Annotated in this window: 15 protein-coding genes; 4 read left to right on the top strand and 11 right to left on the bottom strand. The window is 70.5% G+C overall.

The window, feature by feature from the left end:
- Positions 1 to 127: 127 nt before the first annotated feature.
- The 7 genes from AB0N02_RS38560 to AB0N02_RS38530 form a co-directional block, all read right to left on the bottom strand.
- Entirely contained in the window at positions 128 to 895 is a 768-nt protein-coding gene (locus tag AB0N02_RS38560) for an isoprenyl transferase (protein WP_363957446.1), read from the bottom strand.
- A 47-nt stretch (positions 896 to 942) separates the two neighbouring features.
- Complete coding sequence (locus AB0N02_RS38555) at positions 943 to 1,449, bottom strand: hypothetical protein (protein WP_363957443.1); 507 nt, start codon at positions 1,447 to 1,449, stop codon at positions 943 to 945.
- Between the two features lie 257 nt (positions 1,450 to 1,706).
- On the bottom strand, positions 1,707 to 2,147 hold the full coding sequence (locus tag AB0N02_RS38550; RefSeq protein ID WP_363957440.1) for a hypothetical protein: 441 nt from the start codon (positions 2,145 to 2,147) through the stop codon (positions 1,707 to 1,709).
- Positions 2,140 to 2,943: a DUF692 domain-containing protein gene (locus tag AB0N02_RS38545; RefSeq protein ID WP_363957437.1), complete on the bottom strand. Its 804-nt coding sequence runs from the start codon at positions 2,941 to 2,943 to the stop codon at positions 2,140 to 2,142. The genes AB0N02_RS38550 and AB0N02_RS38545 overlap by 8 nt, the downstream gene beginning before the upstream one ends.
- Positions 2,944 to 3,073: 130 nt before the next feature.
- The gene (locus AB0N02_RS38540) at positions 3,074 to 4,075 is read right to left on the bottom strand and encodes a TIGR04222 domain-containing membrane protein (protein WP_363957434.1); all 1,002 of its coding nucleotides are present in this window, start codon (positions 4,073 to 4,075) and stop codon (positions 3,074 to 3,076) included.
- 215 nt (positions 4,076 to 4,290) lie between these two features.
- Positions 4,291 to 6,090 (bottom strand): phosphoenolpyruvate carboxykinase (GTP), encoded by a 1,800-nt coding sequence (locus tag AB0N02_RS38535; RefSeq protein WP_363957431.1) that lies wholly within the window; start codon positions 6,088 to 6,090, stop codon positions 4,291 to 4,293.
- Between the two features lie 290 nt (positions 6,091 to 6,380).
- A complete protein-coding gene (locus AB0N02_RS38530) occupies positions 6,381 to 6,890 on the bottom strand; it encodes a hypothetical protein (protein ID WP_363957428.1) in 510 nt (169 codons plus the stop codon).
- Between the two features lie 162 nt (positions 6,891 to 7,052).
- Between AB0N02_RS38530 and AB0N02_RS38525 the strand changes: the two genes are divergently transcribed.
- Entirely contained in the window at positions 7,053 to 7,652 is a 600-nt protein-coding gene (locus tag AB0N02_RS38525) for a TetR family transcriptional regulator (protein WP_363957425.1), read from the top strand.
- A 37-nt stretch (positions 7,653 to 7,689) separates the two neighbouring features.
- On the opposite strand, the gene AB0N02_RS38520 is transcribed toward AB0N02_RS38525, so the two are convergent.
- From AB0N02_RS38520 to AB0N02_RS38510, 3 genes are all read right to left on the bottom strand, one after another.
- Entirely contained in the window at positions 7,690 to 8,958 is a 1,269-nt protein-coding gene (locus AB0N02_RS38520; RefSeq protein WP_363957422.1) for a C40 family peptidase, read from the bottom strand.
- A 265-nt stretch (positions 8,959 to 9,223) separates the two neighbouring features.
- A complete protein-coding gene (greA, locus tag AB0N02_RS38515; RefSeq protein WP_363957419.1) occupies positions 9,224 to 9,724 on the bottom strand; it encodes a transcription elongation factor GreA in 501 nt (166 codons plus the stop codon).
- Positions 9,725 to 9,829: 105 nt separating this feature from the next.
- Entirely contained in the window at positions 9,830 to 10,258 is a 429-nt protein-coding gene (locus tag AB0N02_RS38510; RefSeq protein WP_363957417.1) for a DUF4307 domain-containing protein, read from the bottom strand.
- A 229-nt stretch (positions 10,259 to 10,487) separates the two neighbouring features.
- Here AB0N02_RS38510 and mca point away from each other — a divergent pair, with 229 nt between their 5' ends.
- Both mca and AB0N02_RS38500 read left to right on the top strand, forming a co-directional pair.
- Positions 10,488 to 11,399: a mycothiol conjugate amidase Mca gene (mca, locus tag AB0N02_RS38505; protein WP_363957414.1), complete on the top strand. Its 912-nt coding sequence runs from the start codon at positions 10,488 to 10,490 to the stop codon at positions 11,397 to 11,399.
- 19 nt (positions 11,400 to 11,418) lie between these two features.
- Positions 11,419 to 11,589: a hypothetical protein gene (locus tag AB0N02_RS38500; protein WP_363957411.1), complete on the top strand. Its 171-nt coding sequence runs from the start codon at positions 11,419 to 11,421 to the stop codon at positions 11,587 to 11,589.
- A 121-nt stretch (positions 11,590 to 11,710) separates the two neighbouring features.
- On the opposite strand, the gene AB0N02_RS38495 is transcribed toward AB0N02_RS38500, so the two are convergent.
- A complete protein-coding gene (locus AB0N02_RS38495) occupies positions 11,711 to 12,850 on the bottom strand; it encodes a hypothetical protein (RefSeq protein ID WP_363957408.1) in 1,140 nt (379 codons plus the stop codon).
- Between the two features lie 272 nt (positions 12,851 to 13,122).
- Between AB0N02_RS38495 and AB0N02_RS38490 the strand changes: the two genes are divergently transcribed.
- Complete coding sequence (locus AB0N02_RS38490; protein WP_363957405.1) at positions 13,123 to 15,795, top strand: M4 family metallopeptidase; 2,673 nt, start codon at positions 13,123 to 13,125, stop codon at positions 15,793 to 15,795.
- Positions 15,796 to 15,889 lie beyond the last annotated feature (94 nt).

The following is a 15,889-nucleotide window of genomic DNA, read 5'->3' as shown; positions in this document are numbered from 1 at the left end:
GTCGTGACGCAAAGGTGGGCCCTCTCCGGAGTAGACGGGCTTCGCCCGCCTACTTGTTACGGTACGTCCTGAATACCCGCCTTCCAACAGGACAAGCCTGTCCGCAAGAGGGTGTTCATGTCCTGTTTTAGGATCCGTACCGTCGGTGCCGCGCGGCATATGAGCGGAGAGCCCGCAGGAAATCGACTCTGCGGAAGTCAGGCCAGTAGGCCTCGCAGAAGTAGAACTCGGAGTGGGCGCTCTGCCAGAGCAGGAAGCCGGACAGCCGCTGCTCTCCCGAGGTCCGGATGACAAGGTCCGGGTCGGGCTGACCGCGCGTGTAGAGATGCTCCGCGATGTGCTCGACATCGAGGACCTCCACGAGGTCCTCGATGCTAGCGCCCTTGCTGGCGTGCTCCTGGAGAAGGGAGCGCACCGCATCAGCGATCTCACGCCTTCCTCCATACCCAACGGCAACGTTCACAATCAAACCCGGACGGTGTGATGTCTCTTCTTTTGCGTTTTTCAGGACACGGGCCGTGTGATCGGGCAGGAGATCAAGCGCTCCCATGGGTTTGATATGCCATCCGTCAGCCACGAGCTCCTGGACCACGTCCTCGATGATCTTCATCAGCAGGTCGAGCTCGTCCTTGGGACGGTTGATGTTGTCACTGGACAGCAGCCACACGGTGACGACCTCGACACCGGCCTCCCGGCACCAGCCGAGCAGCTCGGAGATCTTGTCCGCACCCTTGCGGTGGCCCCGGCTGACGTCGTCGAGCCCCATCGAGCGCGCCCAGCGCCTGTTTCCGTCGACGATCACGCCGACATGCCGGGGAACCGTCTCTCTCTGGCGGGACAGCTTCTCTTCCAGCCGCCGTTCGTAGAGACGGTAGACGAGATCACGCACGCCCATTGGAGCCCTCCCCTCAACGCCCGCCGTCGAAGGGCGCTGCCAGGCAATTATCGCCGCCCCGGAGACCTCTCCGCCCCCTCTATCGGGGTTCTGGAGGAGTTGCCGGACTTCGGCCCCAGGCACTCCTCCGCCTCGGCGACGAGACCGTCCACGAAGGCTCCCAGCTCCGCGGAGGTGAGCACCGCGCGCATCCCCACCCCGCCACCGCCCCAGGCCTCCAGGAACGCCCTCCTGGCCAGTTTCCACTCTCCGGCGGGCCCCCGGCGCTCGGGGACCCAGATCGGGATCGTGCGCAGCTGGCATCGGAGCTCGCCCCCGCTGACGATTCCCTTCCGCGTCCGGTAACGAAAGGCGAACAGTTCCTCGTCGTCGGGGAAGCGGTCGTCGGGATCGGGCCACTGCTCCTGCTGCCCGGCGCGCGCCTCGGCGACCCCCCTGGCCAGCCGGGTGAGGAGCCAGCCGCACCGCTCCCCCACCGTGCCGTACAGCGCGCCGTCCCGGTGAAGCTGAAGTGTGATCTCGTACGGCGAGCCGACACTGTCCCGGCACGCCACCGGTGTAACGGTCAGATATGACCCGTCAAGGCAACGCAGTCCCCCCACCCCAGAGAGGGTATCCCCGACACTGGCTGCCAAAACGCACCTGGGCTTGAGAGGCGCCCCACCCGGACCAGGCCTCTCGGGGGACACGGCGAACCGCTCACGCCCGGCCGATCACAGCCTCCCCGCGCGCACGGCTCCACCGGGCGGCATCGACGGCGGGGGTGCCAGCGGGCTCTCCCCCGCGCGCGGCGTCACCACCGCCGGAACCCTCACCGGAGCCCTCGCCGGAACCACGGCCGGCGGCGGGCCCGGACGGGCTCCGCGTTCCCCGGCTCCCGGCCAGGCTTCTCCGGCTCCCGCCCAGGGCTCTCCGGCTCCCGCCCGGGTGGCGGCAGCCCCTTCGCGGCGAGCCAGGCGGCGAAGTCGGCGGCGTCGGCGCGGGAGCCGCCCCGCGGTTTGGGACGGCCGCGCGCGTAGCCGTCGAACTCGGCCGCGAGGTCGCCGCCGAGCAGTACGACCAGGTCGGGCCTGAGCCGGGCCACCACCCCGCGCCGCTTGGAGATCAGCGCGGTCTCCTGGATCCGCAGCCGCTCCACGTCGAACCCCTCCGGCGCCTCGCCCCCCGCGACCAGGGCGGCCACCAGCTCCGCCTGAGCCCTTCCCAGCGCCTCCCGCGCGTCGATCGGGGGTTCGGGGGAGCGGTCAGGCACGGGTCATCGCGCCACGGATACGGCCCAGCTCCGCCTCGAACACCGCGTCGCTGGGATAGTCGCCGTCCCATTCGAGCAGCACGCCCGGCGGGTCCACCCTGGCGCAGAGCTCGGACAGGATGTCCAGGACCTCACCGGGGACGCGGGCGGTGTGGGTGTCGTGCCAGAGGCCGTGGTGGGAGTGGCCGCCCGCGACGTGCACGTAGGCCAGCTCGGACAGCGGCAGGCCGTCCAGTGCGGCGACGGCCTCCAAACCGAGATTGACCTGGTTGGTATAGAGGTTGGCCACGTCGATCAGGAGCTTGACGCCGGTCGCCTCGACCAGCTCGCCGAGAAACTGCGCGTCGGTCATCTCGTCCTCGGGCCAGCCGAACAGCGCGGCCACGTTCTCCAGCGCCAGCGGTACGGCGAGCGCGTCCTGGGCCCGCCGCACGTTCTCCACCACGACCGACAGGGCGGCCCTGGTGCGCGGCACCGGCAGCAGGTGGCCCGCCTCCATGCCGCCCGCCCGCACGAAGGCCAGGTGCTCGCTGACCAGGGGCGCCTCCAGCGCCCGCGCGCACGCCCCCAGATGCGCCAGCCTGGCCGGATCCGGCGGCTCGGCGCCGCCGATCCCCAGCCCCACACCGTGCGGGATCACCGGCACCCCGCGGCCGCGAAGCACCCGCAGCGACTCGGGGAGCCCGCCGGGCCGGATGTTCTCGGCGATGACCTCGACGAATCCGATCCCGGGCAGGCGCTCCACGGTCAGGTCGATCTCCGGCCGCCAGCCGATGCCGACCCCCAGCGCCCCCACACGCGGGCCGCGGCCTCCCCCGGACCGGGCGTCCCGGGAAATCCCCGGACCGACGGGAGCCTCGGCACCGGAAGGAGCCCCGGAGCCGGCGGGAGCCTCGAAACCGGGAGGGGCGGAGCCGGAAAGGAGCTCAGCCACCGCACCCGCCGCCCCCGCAGCCACCGCCACCGCCACCGCAGCTCGATCCCCCGCCACAGCTCGACCCGCCGGAGTCGCCCCAGCCTCCGGAGCCGAGGTCACCGCCCCCGCCGTAGGAGGAGCCGTCCGAGGAGCCCGGGGAGCCCGAGGAGTCCGAGGAGCCGCCGCCGCAGCTGCCCCCGGCGCAGCCGGAACCGTCTCCCCCGTGCTGCGCGCGGGCCCGGCTCAGCTCCTCCGCCAGGATCGGGTCGTCCAGCTCGCTCAGGCCGTACAGGGCGACCGGGAACGCGACCGCGAAGGCCAGGTCCGGGGCCATGGAGCGGGCGCCGCGCACGTGCACCCCGCGCGCGGCGGCGAGCGCCTCGTGCCCGGCTCCGCTGACGACCCCGCGCAGCGCCCGTTTCATCCCGGCGTAGCAGAAAACGCCGATCATGAACGCCAGGAAGCCGGCCAGCGCGGCCAGCACGTCGAAGGGCCGCCAGCCGTCGCGGGTGAAGACGAGGAAGACCTCGAACACGACCGCGATCACCATAAAGGCCTTCAGCCGGTTGAGCAGCCTCCGCGCCTCGTCGAGCGAGCTCTCGGGGACCAGCAGCCCCATTCCCAGCAGGCGGTAGCGCAGGCCCTCCATGACCAGGCCGTCCGCCACCGTACGGCGCAGCTCCGCCGCCGGGCAGGAGCCGCCCCGGCTGTGCAGGGTGTCGAGCACGGCCTGCTCGACCGGTTCGGACGGCGGTCGCGCGCCCGCCACGAGGCTGACCTGGCCGCCCCGGGCCACACGCACCGATCCCGCCCTGGCCAGCAGGGCCAGCGCGGTGTTGATCACGCGGAGCGGGCCGCCGGACAGGTAGGCGAGATCGTAGGGGCCGAGCGCGACGTTGGCGCGGCCCGTGGCGGCCGAGCGCACCCTGCGGTGCTCGGCGCCCAGCATCGCCGCCGTGACGCAGACGACCACGACGAGGGTGACGGCCGCAGCGACCAGTATGACTCCCATGTCCGCCTCCGGGAGAAATCGCGAGGCGTGCGCCTCACTGTCATGTAGACGTACGAAGGCGCGTGGAAGTTGCGGTGGCCGGGCCTGTTGTACGGCCGGTCGCGGGCGTACACCCGGGAACCGCGTACGGCGGACGTCACCGCCCGCCGTACGGCACCCCTTCCTCCGGCGCCGCCGGAGGTCCCGGACGGCACGGAGGAAGGGGCCGCCGGGGTCTAACCGAGGCGGTCGACCAGGGCGCGGTACTCGTCCCAGAGTTCCTTGGGCATGTGGTCGCCGAAGGTCTCGAAGAAGGCCGGGATCAGCGACGCCTCGTCCCGCCAGACCTCCTCGTCGACGCTGAGCAGGGTCCGCAGGTCCTCGGCGGAGATGTCGAGGCCCTCGGTGTCCAGCTCGGCCGGCAGCAGGCCGATGGGCGTCCGTACGGCCTCCGCCTCCCCGTTGAGCCGGTCGACGATCCACTTCAGGACGCGGCTGTTCTCCCCGAAGCCCGGCCAGATGAACTTGCCGTCCTCGTTCTTGCGGAACCAGTTCACGTAGTAGACGCGCGGCAGCTTGACGTCCTCGCGCTCACCGAGGCTGACCCAGTGGGCGAAGTAGTCGCCCATGTTGTAGCCGCAGAACGGCAGCATCGCGAACGGGTCGCGGCGCAGCTCGCCGACCTTGCCCTCGGCGGCCGCGGTCTTCTCCGAGGCGATGTTGGCCCCGGTGAAGACGCCGTGGTTCCAGCTCAGCGACTCGGTCACCAGGGGCACGGCGGTGGCGCGACGGCCGCCGAAGAGGATCGCCGAGATCGGCACGCCCTTGGGGTCCTGCCACTCGGGGGCGATCGTCGGGCACTGCGCGGCGGGCACCGTGAAGCGGGCGTTGGGGTGGGCGGCGGGCTCGTCGCCGCCGGGCGTCCAGTCCCGGCCCTTCCAGTCGGTCAGGTGCGCCGGGGGCTCGTCGGTGAGCCCCTCCCACCACACGTCGCCGTCGTCGGTGAGGGCGACGTTGGTGAAGATGCTGTTGCCCCAGAGCGTCTTGATCGCGTTGGCGTTGGTCGACTCGCCGGTGCCGGGCGCCACGCCGAAGAAACCCGCCTCGGGGTTGATGGCGTACAGGCGGCCGTCGTCGCCGAAGCGCATCCAGGCGATGTCGTCGCCGACCGTCTCGACCTTCCAGCCGGGGATGGTCGGCTGGAGCATGGCCAGGTTGGTCTTGCCACACGCGCTGGGGAAGGCGGCCGCGATGTAGCGGGTCTGCCCGGACGGCGGGGTGAGCTTGAGGATGAGCATGTGCTCGGCCAGCCAGCCCTCGTCGCGCGCCATCGTGCTGGCGATGCGCAGCGCGTAGCACTTCTTGCCGAGCAGCGCGTTGCCGCCGTAGCCGGAGCCGTACGACCAGATCTCGCGGGTCTCGGGGAAGTGGCTGATGTACTTGGTGGAGTTGCACGGCCACGGCACGTCGGCCTGGCCCGGCTCCAGCGGGGCGCCGACCGAGTGGACGGCCTTGACGTAGGAGCCGCGCTCCTCGATGAGCCGCAGCGCCCGCTCGCCCATCCGCGTCATGATCCGCATCGAGACGACGACGTACGGCGAGTCGGTGATCTCCACGCCGAGCTGGGAGATGTCACCGCCCAGCGGTCCCATGCAGAACGGGACGACGTACATCGTGCGGCCGCGCATGCAGCCCTTGAAGAGACCGGCGAAGGTCCGGCGCATCTCGGCGGGGGCGATCCAGTTGTTGGTCGGCCCGGCGTCCTCCTCACGCTCCGAGCAGATGTAGGTCCGGTCCTCGACACGAGCGACGTCGGTCGGGTCGGAGGCCGCGTAAAAGCTGTTCTGCCGTTTGGCCAGGCGCTTGAAGGTTCCCTGCTCGACCAGCAGGTTCGTCAGGCGCGTCCACTCGAACTCCGAGCCGTCGCACCATTCGATCCGGTCGGGCTGAGTGAGCTCGGCGATCTCCCTGACCCAGGCGGCCAGTTCTCTGTGGCTGGTGGGACTTACGGCGGTTACGTCCTCGACAACGGACACTGCTACGGCTCCTTACACTTCTCAGGGCCAAGTCATCATTGACGACAAAACCGCCCCTAATCCAATTGGCGTAGACCAGTGAATAGACGTGTCCTGCCGTCGTCGCGCCCCCGTGACACTCATGGAGACGGACATACGAGCTGGCAGAGGCCGCGACGTTCTTCGAGACCTACCCAAAAGAAGTGAAGCTAAAGGAAGTGGCCCGGCCAGTGGTATAGGCCAATCGCAAAGGTCTAAACCAATCGCTGAACAGGTTCAGACCAATTTTTCGCCGTTCCCCCTGGCCCGCCTCAGGAACCGACGTCCGGGCCCGAGGCCCGCACCCGGTCCACGTGCTGGAGTGCGTCCCGCAAATCGGTCAGCCAGGTGTCGGTGTGGGCGCCCACCAGACGCACGCACCAGGCGAGCGCGTCACTGCGGCTGCGGGCCACCCCGGCGGCCACGAGCGTGTCCAGCACCCGCCGCTCCGACTGGCGCAACCGGGTCATGACGGGTACCGACAGTGTGGTGAACATCACCGTCTCGTCGCCGACGGCGACCCCCCAGGAGACCTTTCTGCGGAAGCGGTGCTCCGCCTCCCGCGCGATCTCGATGCGCCGCTCCCTGGTCTCCTCCCGGAAGCGCTGCACCCCGCCCTCGACGGCGGCGGCCCGCTCGACCTCGGAGGCGTCGCCGGCGAGCGAGGGCGCTCCGAGCCTGCCGACGACCGTGATCTCCTCGCGGTCGAGCACGATCTCCGGACGGCCCTCGAACCACCCCTCGGGCAGTCGTCCGGAGAACCACCCTCGCAGTTTTTCCATTGATTCTTCTGTATCCATGTAATCGAGATTACATCGCTTCATCTCCGAAAGCCATCACCCCCGGCCTGAACACGGCGCCCGGGGCCCGCACGGCCTCTCCGACGGGGAGCGCGGCGTTGATTGCGGTGTTCAGGCACGCGGTGGAGACGCGACAATCGGCACATGAGTTCACCTCCGCGGCCTGAAGGACTACGCGAACGCAAGAAGGCCAGAACCCGGCGGACGATCCAGGAGCAGGCACTGCGCCTGTTCGCCGAGCGGGGCTACGACGAGACGACCGTCGAGCAGATCGCGGAGGCCTCGGAGATCTCGCCGAGCACCTTCTTCCGTTACTTCCCCTCGAAGGAGGAGGTCGTCGCCCATGACGACCACGCCCCCCTCCTGGCGGCCATGCTGGCCGAGCAGCCCGCGGATCTGACGCCGATTCCGGCGCTGCGCGCCGCCGTACGGGCCGCGTTCGCGCAGCTCCCCCACGAGGAGGAGACGCGCATCCTCGCCCGCACCAGGCTGCAGCTGCGCCACGCCGCGCTGCGCGCCAAGGCCGTGGACAACATGATCTGCACGATCGACGTGCTCGCCGAGGGCGTCGCCCGGCGCGCGGGACTCGACGTGGCCGACCCGCTGAGCCGTACGGCCGCCGGGGCCGTGGTCGGCGCGATCCTGCCCGCCATGTTCGCCTGGGCCGAGTCGGACGGTGCCGGACGGCTGGCCGACACCGTCGACGAGGCCCTCGCCCTCCTGGAGACGGTCCTGCGCCCGTGACGCCCGCCGGGCGGCGGGGCCCGTACCGCCCCGGGCCCTAGCGGACCCCGGCGGCGATCTGCGGGCTGACCCGCACGGCGCCGGCGAAGTTGCGGGTGCTGACCGGGGCGATCTTGACCACGTCCCCGGTCCTGGGCGCGTTCAGCATCTTGCCGTCGCCCCAGTAGATCGCCACGTGCGAGACGTAGCCGGGGTTGGTCGGGTCGTGCCGCCAGAACAGCAGGTCGCCGGGCTGGACCTGGGAGAGCGGGATCTGCGGCCCGGAGACGAACTGCTGGTGCGTCACCCTGGGCATCTTCACGCCCGCCTGGGCGTAGGCCCACTGGACCAGGCCGGAGCAGTCGAAGCTGTCCGGTCCCTCGGCACCCCACACGTAGGGGCGGCCCAGCTTGCCGGCCGCCGCGGTGAGGGCGATCCTGATCTGCTCGGCCGACATGAAGGCGCTCTGCGGCCAGTAGGTGCGCTTCGGGGTGGCCAGCACCGGGTTGACCGTGGCGACCTGGCTGCCGGGGGGCAGGACGCGCAGCAGCTTGCGGCGCAGTCCCGCGGAGTCTGCGCGCGGCGCGCTCACGACCAGCGCGTTGTCCTGGGGGATGCCCAGGGTCCGCGCGGTCGCCCGCGAGACCACGGCGTCGACGGCGCCCATGCCCATGGTGGCGTAGGCGCCGACGCGCAGGCTCGTCCTGGACGTCGAGACGGTCTTGCCCAGGGACATGCCGCCGTCGTTGCCCAGGACGAAGGAGACGACCAGCTCACCGGCGGCGACGTTGCGCCAGAGCCGGTCGGAGCGCGCGGTCGGCTTGGGGGTGAAGGCGCGGAACGTCGAGGGGTCGACCCCCAGCGTCTGCACCCGCTTGCCGTCCAGGGTGACCGCGGCGGCGTCGGCCCGCTCGACCGCCCGCACCCCCGCGATCCGGGTCACCTTGGCCACGACGGCCGGGCTCAGCGGCTTGTTCGCCACCACGAACAGGTGCGGCTTGCGGATCGAGGTCAGCGGGGCGACCGGGGGCGGCGCCGCGGCCGTCGGCTCGACCGCCGCCACCCTGCCCCGGGAGGCGTCCTGCGGGGTGCTCCGGAGCGGCTCGCCGACGACGGGCCTGCGCAGGGCCGTCGTGCGCGTGGAGTCGTCGGGCAGCCGGGAGACGATCACGACTCCCGCGGCCAGCACCGAGACGGCGAGGATCGCGACAAGGGGGACCGCCGGCCTCAGGGCACGGCCGGGACCGTGATGGGGTCGCGGACGGTAGGCGAGGTCCTGGAGGCTCTCGTCGATCAGCTGGGAGACACGCGTCCGCCTGTCGGGCACGACATCTCCCCTTCCGCCCGTTCGGATCCGGCCCTACGAGGGTGCCGTACACCGCGGCATGATGCACGGGAACTCACCAAAACGCTCCAAACGCGACACGCTTGCAAAGCGGGTGACAGGGGATCCGGATTTCCGGGCACCGACTCCGGGGGACGGCCCAGGCTTTCCCTGGTTCTTCCGGGGCTCCGCGGGACCACCGGTCCCCGGCCCGGACATGGCTATCCGCCGGAACCCGGTCCCGGCGGATCAGCGGATGCGGCGGAGGTCAGTTGCCGACGTACGGCACGGCCTCGAGGATCTCGACCGTGTTGGACCGGCCGTTCGGCAGGGTGAAGGTGGCCTTCTCCCCGATCTTCTTGCCGTTGATCGCCGAGCCGAGCGGCGACTTGGGCGAGTAGACGTCGATCGGAGCGCCGCTCTCCTCGCGGGAGGCCAGCAGGAACGCGACCTCTTCGTCGTCGCCCTCGAAGCGGACGGTGACGGTCATGCCGGGACCGACCACGCCCTCGGTGCGAGGTGCCTCGCCGACCCTCGCGTTGTCGATGATCTGGCGGAGGTGGAAGATGCGGGCCTCCATCTTGCCCTGCTCGTCCTTGGCGGCGTGGTAGCCGCCGTTCTCCTTCAGGTCGCCCTCTTCCCGGGCGGCTTCGATCTTTTTCGCGATGTCGACGCGCCCGGGCCCCGAGAGGTACTCAAACTCCGCCTTCAGGCGGTCGTACGCCTCCTGAGTTAGCCAGGTGACGCTCTCGTTGTGGGAGTCGGCCACGGGTTCTCCTTGCTTCCTCTGTGGGGCTACGTACTGTGGGTAGCGCTCGTTCGAATTTCGACAGGCTAACAAGTTAACCGCTCGAACGCTTCCCCAAATGTCTCACTATACGAGATAGCAGTAGTGGACGTCGCCCGAAGTGGCCTGGGCACTGGTCTCTAGCCGTTCGGTAAGCCGGACATACCCCTCACCAGCCGGAATATTGACCTCGCGGCTGCCGACCTCCGCGTGCCCGACGTCCATGGCGCGGATCCGGCACACGGCCGCGCGATCGGAGGGCTTGACCACTTCGAAGGTGATCTGCAGAGAATCGCCGCGACTGGCGTCAAAGGCGATGACCTGGTCGATGACCTGGGTGTTGCCCTTCGACGCCCACATCACGTAGCCCCAGCCGCCCGCGCACACCGCGCAGAGGATCGCGATCACGACGTGCACGACGAAACGCCCCCTGCGCTCCGGACGGTCGGGGAAGTCGTCCGGGGTACCGAGCACCGGACCGGTCTGCCGGTCCATCTCGGCCTCGCTGGTGGCCATGGCGGAATCTCCCTGCACTACCTCGGCGTTATCCAAGACAATTGTCTCTCGCGGGGGCCTTGCCCTCGCGACCGCCCAAGAGAAACTAACCTCTCTTTAGAGTGACCCAGCCCAATCCGGGGAGCGGTGCGGCACCGGCGCGAGCGGAACGGACGGCACGGCGAGGCGAGCCGTCCGCGAGGTGAGCGTGGATCCGAGCGCGACCGACCAAGAGGAGACACCGAAGCCAGTGAGTGCACCGCTGAGGCTGATGGCAGTTCACGCGCACCCCGACGACGAGTCGAGCAAGGGTGCCGCCACCATGGCACGCTACGTCGCCGAAGGCGTGGACGTGCTCGTCTGCACCCTCACCGGAGGTGAACGCGGCTCGATCCTGAACCCCAAGATGGACCGTCCCGACATCCTCGAGAACATCGGTGAGGTCCGGCGCCTGGAGATGGAGCGCGCGAGGGAGATCCTCGGCGTGCGGCAGCGTTTCATGGGGTTCGTCGACTCCGGCCTGCCCGACGACGAGAGCGAGCCCCTGCCCGAGGGCTGCTTCGCCCTGCAGCCGCTCGAGGTCGCCACGGCGCCGCTGGTCGCGGCCGTGCGCGAGTTCAGGCCGCACGTCATCCTCACCTACGACGACGACGGCGGTTACCCGCACCCCGACCACATCATGACCAACCGCGTCTCGGTCGAGGCCTTCGAGGCGGCGGGCGACCCCGACCGCTACCCGGAGGCGGGCGAGCCCTGGCAGCCGCTCAAGCTCTACTACCAGATGGGCTTCACCAAGGCGCGCTTCGAGGCGCTCCACGAGGCCATGAACGCCCGCGGCATGGGCTCCCCCTACTCCGACTGGATCTCCCGCTGGGAGGACCGCCCGGAGAAGTGGCCGGTGACCACCCGGGTCCCCTGCGGCGAACACTTCGAGACGCGTGACAGGGCGCTCCTGGCGCACGCCACCCAGGTCGACCCCGACGGCTTCTGGTTCGTCTGCCCGCGCGAGCTGCAGCAGGAGATCTGGCCGACCGAGGACTACCACCTGGCCCGCTCGCTGGTCGACGCCGAGCTTCCCGAGGACGACCTGTTCACCGGCGTGCACGCCGATGAGGCGGCGGGCGTCTGCTGCTCCCAAGCCGCCGACACGACCACGGGGTGACGATGGCAGACTTGAGGGCGTGAATCCAAACACCGTCGTCAGCCCGGGCCTCCTGGGATTCCTGGTCGTGGCGGCCCTCGGGCTCGCCCTCTACCTGCTCGTCAAGTCGATGAGGCGGCAGATCTCCAGGATCGAGGTCCCCTCGGAGGCCGAACTGAGGGAGCAGCGCAAGAAGACGACGACGGGCTGATCGCGCGTGCCGTACGGCACGCGCGATCCGCCCGTCCGCGCCCTCTGACGGCCGTCTGAGGGCGAGTCCTCCAACGGCTCCGGACGCCCCTCTGACGGCCCCGTGACCGCCGTGACCGGGCCTACGACCAGGCCCGCTCCAGCGCCTTCGGCAGGCCCCAGTACCCCAGCGGGGTGAGCACCTCGCTCTTGTCCACGATCCCCAGGCACGCCCACAGCGGCGTGACCGAGCTGAAGAGCGTCTCCGCCGCGTCCAGATCCTCGGGCTCGTCCATCTGGACGTCGATGTCCTCGGACTCGGCGATGAAGCGGGCGATCCGCTCGGGCGAGGCCAGCACCCCGGGCCCCCGTCTCGCCAGCGCCGCGACCACGGCGAGCCAGTCCGCGTGGTGGATCGCGCACAGCGCGGCCAGCACCGAGTCCTCGTGGCTGAGCTCACCGTCCAGGTCGGTGAACTGCTCCGGCGCGTCGTCGTCCTCGGGCAGGTCCGAGATCGGCCCGGCGATGCCCGCCGTCACGGTCATCCAGAGCTCCTCGTCGTCGGCGGGCAGCGGCTCTCCCTCGTAGCCCGCGCACGCCCGCAGCACGTTGCCCGGGTAGCCGGGACCCGCCAGCACCTCGCGGAGCCGCGCGCACGCGGCCCGCAGGTCCGCGGCGGGCCGTTCGGGGGCGGGCAGCTCCGCCAGGATGCGCCGCAGCTCGCCGAGCGCGAACGCCTCCTCCTCGTCCCAGGCCGCGAACAGCTCCTCGTCCTGCTCGTCGCTCACCGCGACCCCCGGCACCCGCCCGTCGGGCAGCGGGCCGTTGAGCCAGCGCTCCTGCAGGTCCTCGTAGGCCTCCCTGGCCCGCTCGTCCCGGACCGCGAGCGCGTCCGGGTCGACCTCCCCGGCGGCGACCCGCTCCTCCAGGTAGGAGACCAGGCGCTGGAACATCTCCCTGGCGACCGGGCCCCGTTCGTCCTCCTCGGGCCAGACGAAGAAGCTGCGGGTGAGCAGGAGCGGCTCGGTGCCGGTCGACTCCAGCCACCGCTGCACGTCCCCCACCGTCGCGCTGCCGGACTCGATCGCGCCGAGCGTCGCCTTGACGGAGTCCCAGAACCGCGGGGAGAACGGGTTTCCCAGCGCGACCAGAGCCCGCCGCAGATCGGGCACGGCCACCAGCGCCACCCCTGACGGCACCGCGAGCAACGCGCGGGCCACATCACGCCGGGTCAGCTCGTCGGCCGGCCGCCCGGCGTGCACACAGACGAAGTCGAGATCCACGCCCAGTGAGCCTACGCCCGAAGCCGCGCGAACACATCTTCCACCCCGGAAACGCCCTTTTCCCGTCCGGCCGCCGGAGCCCGCGGCGCTCCGCGGAGGGACGGGCCACGGAGGCCATGGAATCAAGAAAGAGAAAATTCCCCTTTGGGGTCTTTTAAGCTATCACACCACAAATATGACTAACAGTCATGATTTTTTGCCAAACTCCTGATAAATCGTAATGATCGCCCACTTGATCAATCTCGGCGATCTTCGAGATATCAGGAGAACCCGTGCTACGACCCCCCGCGTTCCTCGCCGTGGCGGCTCCTGTCGCCATGGCGCTCTCTCTTGTGGCGGGAAGTCCCGCCCACGCCTCCGATCCCCCTCCGGCCCAGGTGGAGACCCGCGCCGGCACCGACGCCCCGGCCCTGGTGAGCGGTCTCGCCGAGACGCCCGTGAGCGGTGACCCGGTCGCCGTCGCCCGAGGTCACCTCCGTGACGGACGGTACGGAATAAAGAATGTGGACACCGATCTGGTGGCACTCGACGTGGTCCGCGACGGCTCCGACGAGACCGTGCGATTCGAGCAGCGCTACCGGGGAATCCGCGTTTTCGGCGCCAACTACCTCGTGCAGATGAGCAGGGACGGCAACGCCCACCGGGTCACCGGGGCGGGAGGCCGCTTCCTCACCGACCTGAACGTCTCGACCACGCCCAGGTTCCCCGAACGGCTCGCGCTGAACGTCGCGCACTCCCGGGTCGCCCTCGACACCGGCGGCGCGGCCGACGACGGAACCGGCCTCACCGCCACCTCCGGCGGGCTCGTCGTCATCCCGGCCGGCAAGGGCATGCTCGCCTGGCGGGTCACCGTCCGCGGATCGAACGCGAGCGGGAGACCACCGCTGCTCGCCGACGTCTACGTCAGCGCGGCGACCGGCACCGTGCTGTTCGCCTCGAACCTGATCCGCACGGCGGCCGAGGGGCCGCTCACGACCACGGGCACCACCCTCAGGGGCAAGACGGTGCCGCTGAACGCCTACCAGCGGGCCGACGGCAAGTACGAGCTGCGCGACCGCACCCGGTGGAACGGCGCCTCGGGTGAGATCGTCACCTACGACGCGCAGGGACGCGACTACTACGACTACCAGGGGAGCCTGCCGCAGGACACCCCCGTCGTCGCCTCCGACGCCTCCACCTTCACCGGCACGGCGACCGAGACCGGCGCGGTGGACGCGCACTGGGGGGCCGGCCAGGTCTACGAGTACTACAAGCGGCTCGGCCGCGACGGGCTCGACGGCAAGGGCGGCTCGATGAGGTCGGTCGTCAACGTCACCGACCGCGGCAGGCCCTTCGTCAACGCCTTCTGGGACGGCACCAAGATGGTGTACGGCGGAGGCGGCACCGACTACTACTCGCTGGCCTCCGCGCTCGACGTGGTCGGCCACGAGATGACCCACGGCGTGGTCGAGCACACCGCCAACCTGGTCTACCTCGGCCAGCCGGGCGCGATGAACGAGGGCATCGCCGACTACTTCGGCAACGCCATCCAGACGGACGCCGAGGGGGTCGCCCCCACCGACCCCGACGCGGGGCTGCTGGGCGAGACGATCTGCCGTGACCTCCCGCCGCGCGAGTGCGCCTTCCGCGACCTCAACGACGGGCGCGTCGCCTCCGCCGACTACGTGGGCTCCACCGGCCGCATCGACGACGCGGGCGTCCACCTCAACTCGACGATCTTCAGCGGCGCCCTGTGGGACATCCGCGAGAAGCTGGGCGCGCGGGCCGACAAGATCGTGCTCAAGGCGCTGTCGGAGTACATGACCCCGCTGGACGACTTCACCGACGGCAGGCGCGCGGTCATCGCGGCCGCCCTGCGGCTGCGGGTCGCCCCGAGGGACCTGCTGACGATCACCCGCGCCTTCGACGCCCACGGCATCAGGCCCGGATGGGAGCGCCGCATCCCCACCGACCACGACGTCCTGCTGCGCGGCATCACCGACTACTACGCCCAGCCGGACGCGGCGGGCGACCGGTACGTGATCACCAACTCCTCCCCCGACCTGTCGGCGCCCACCGCCGTCTACACGGGCCGGGTGCGCGGCGGCAAGGCCGAGCGGCTCTCCGACCCGAGCGAGCAGTCCACCTACTCCCCGTCGACCGACGGCAGGAACGCGGTGTGGCTGACCTACGCCGAGACGGCCACCGGCTGGAAGAGCCAGGTGTGGACCAGGCCGCTGGACCGCTCGCGGCCGTCCAGGCTGGTGTACGAGGGCGACGCGAACGTCCTCAACATGGCGGTCGACGGCGACACGGTCGCCTACACGATCTGGGACAACGCGACCGGCGGCTACGACCTGTGGGTCAGGAAGGGCGACGCCGCACCGGTCAACATGACGCCCCAGGCCGGGGTGTACAGCCGGGCCCCCTCGCTCAAGAACGGCCGGATCGCCTACATCAAGCTCTACCTGTGGGAGGGCCCCCGCCGCATGGTGATCACCACCCGTGACCTCGCCACGGGCCAGGAGACCGACCTGCCCGCCCCGCCGAGCCCGCCCAACGTGATCGGGCTCGTCTACACCCCCGTGCTGACCGGCTCCTACCTCGTCTGGACGCAGGACGCCCAGCAGGACCGCAAGGTGGGCATCATGCGGGCGAAGGCGGACGGCAGCGAGCCGACGGCGCTGACCCCCGACGACGCCTCCGGCTTCCAGCTCCTGAACGCCGACGCCACGGACGCGGCCATCACCTACAGCGTCTACCCCGACCTGACGGTGATCTCCAACGCGACCCTGCCCAAGATCATCCAGATTCCGATCAAGGGCGGCGCCCCGGTGCGGGTCACGTGCAACCGCGGCGAGCAGGCCCAGTTCGCGGCCGTCGAGGGCACCCGGGTGATCTGGGTGGACGGCACCGCCGCCCAGGTCGACCTGGCCACCCGGGCACGCCCGAGAGGAACCTGCTGACCCCTCCCGTCCGGGAGGAGCCCGCCACTCCTCCCGGACGGGAGGAACCCACCGGCGTCCCCGCGCGCCGTCACACGCCTTGCTCCGCTGGCAG

Source organism: Streptosporangium sp. NPDC051022 (genome assembly GCF_040683035.1).
GTDB lineage: Bacteria > Actinomycetota > Actinomycetes > Streptosporangiales > Streptosporangiaceae > Streptosporangium.
This window is presented reverse-complemented; position numbering and strand designations above follow the sequence as displayed.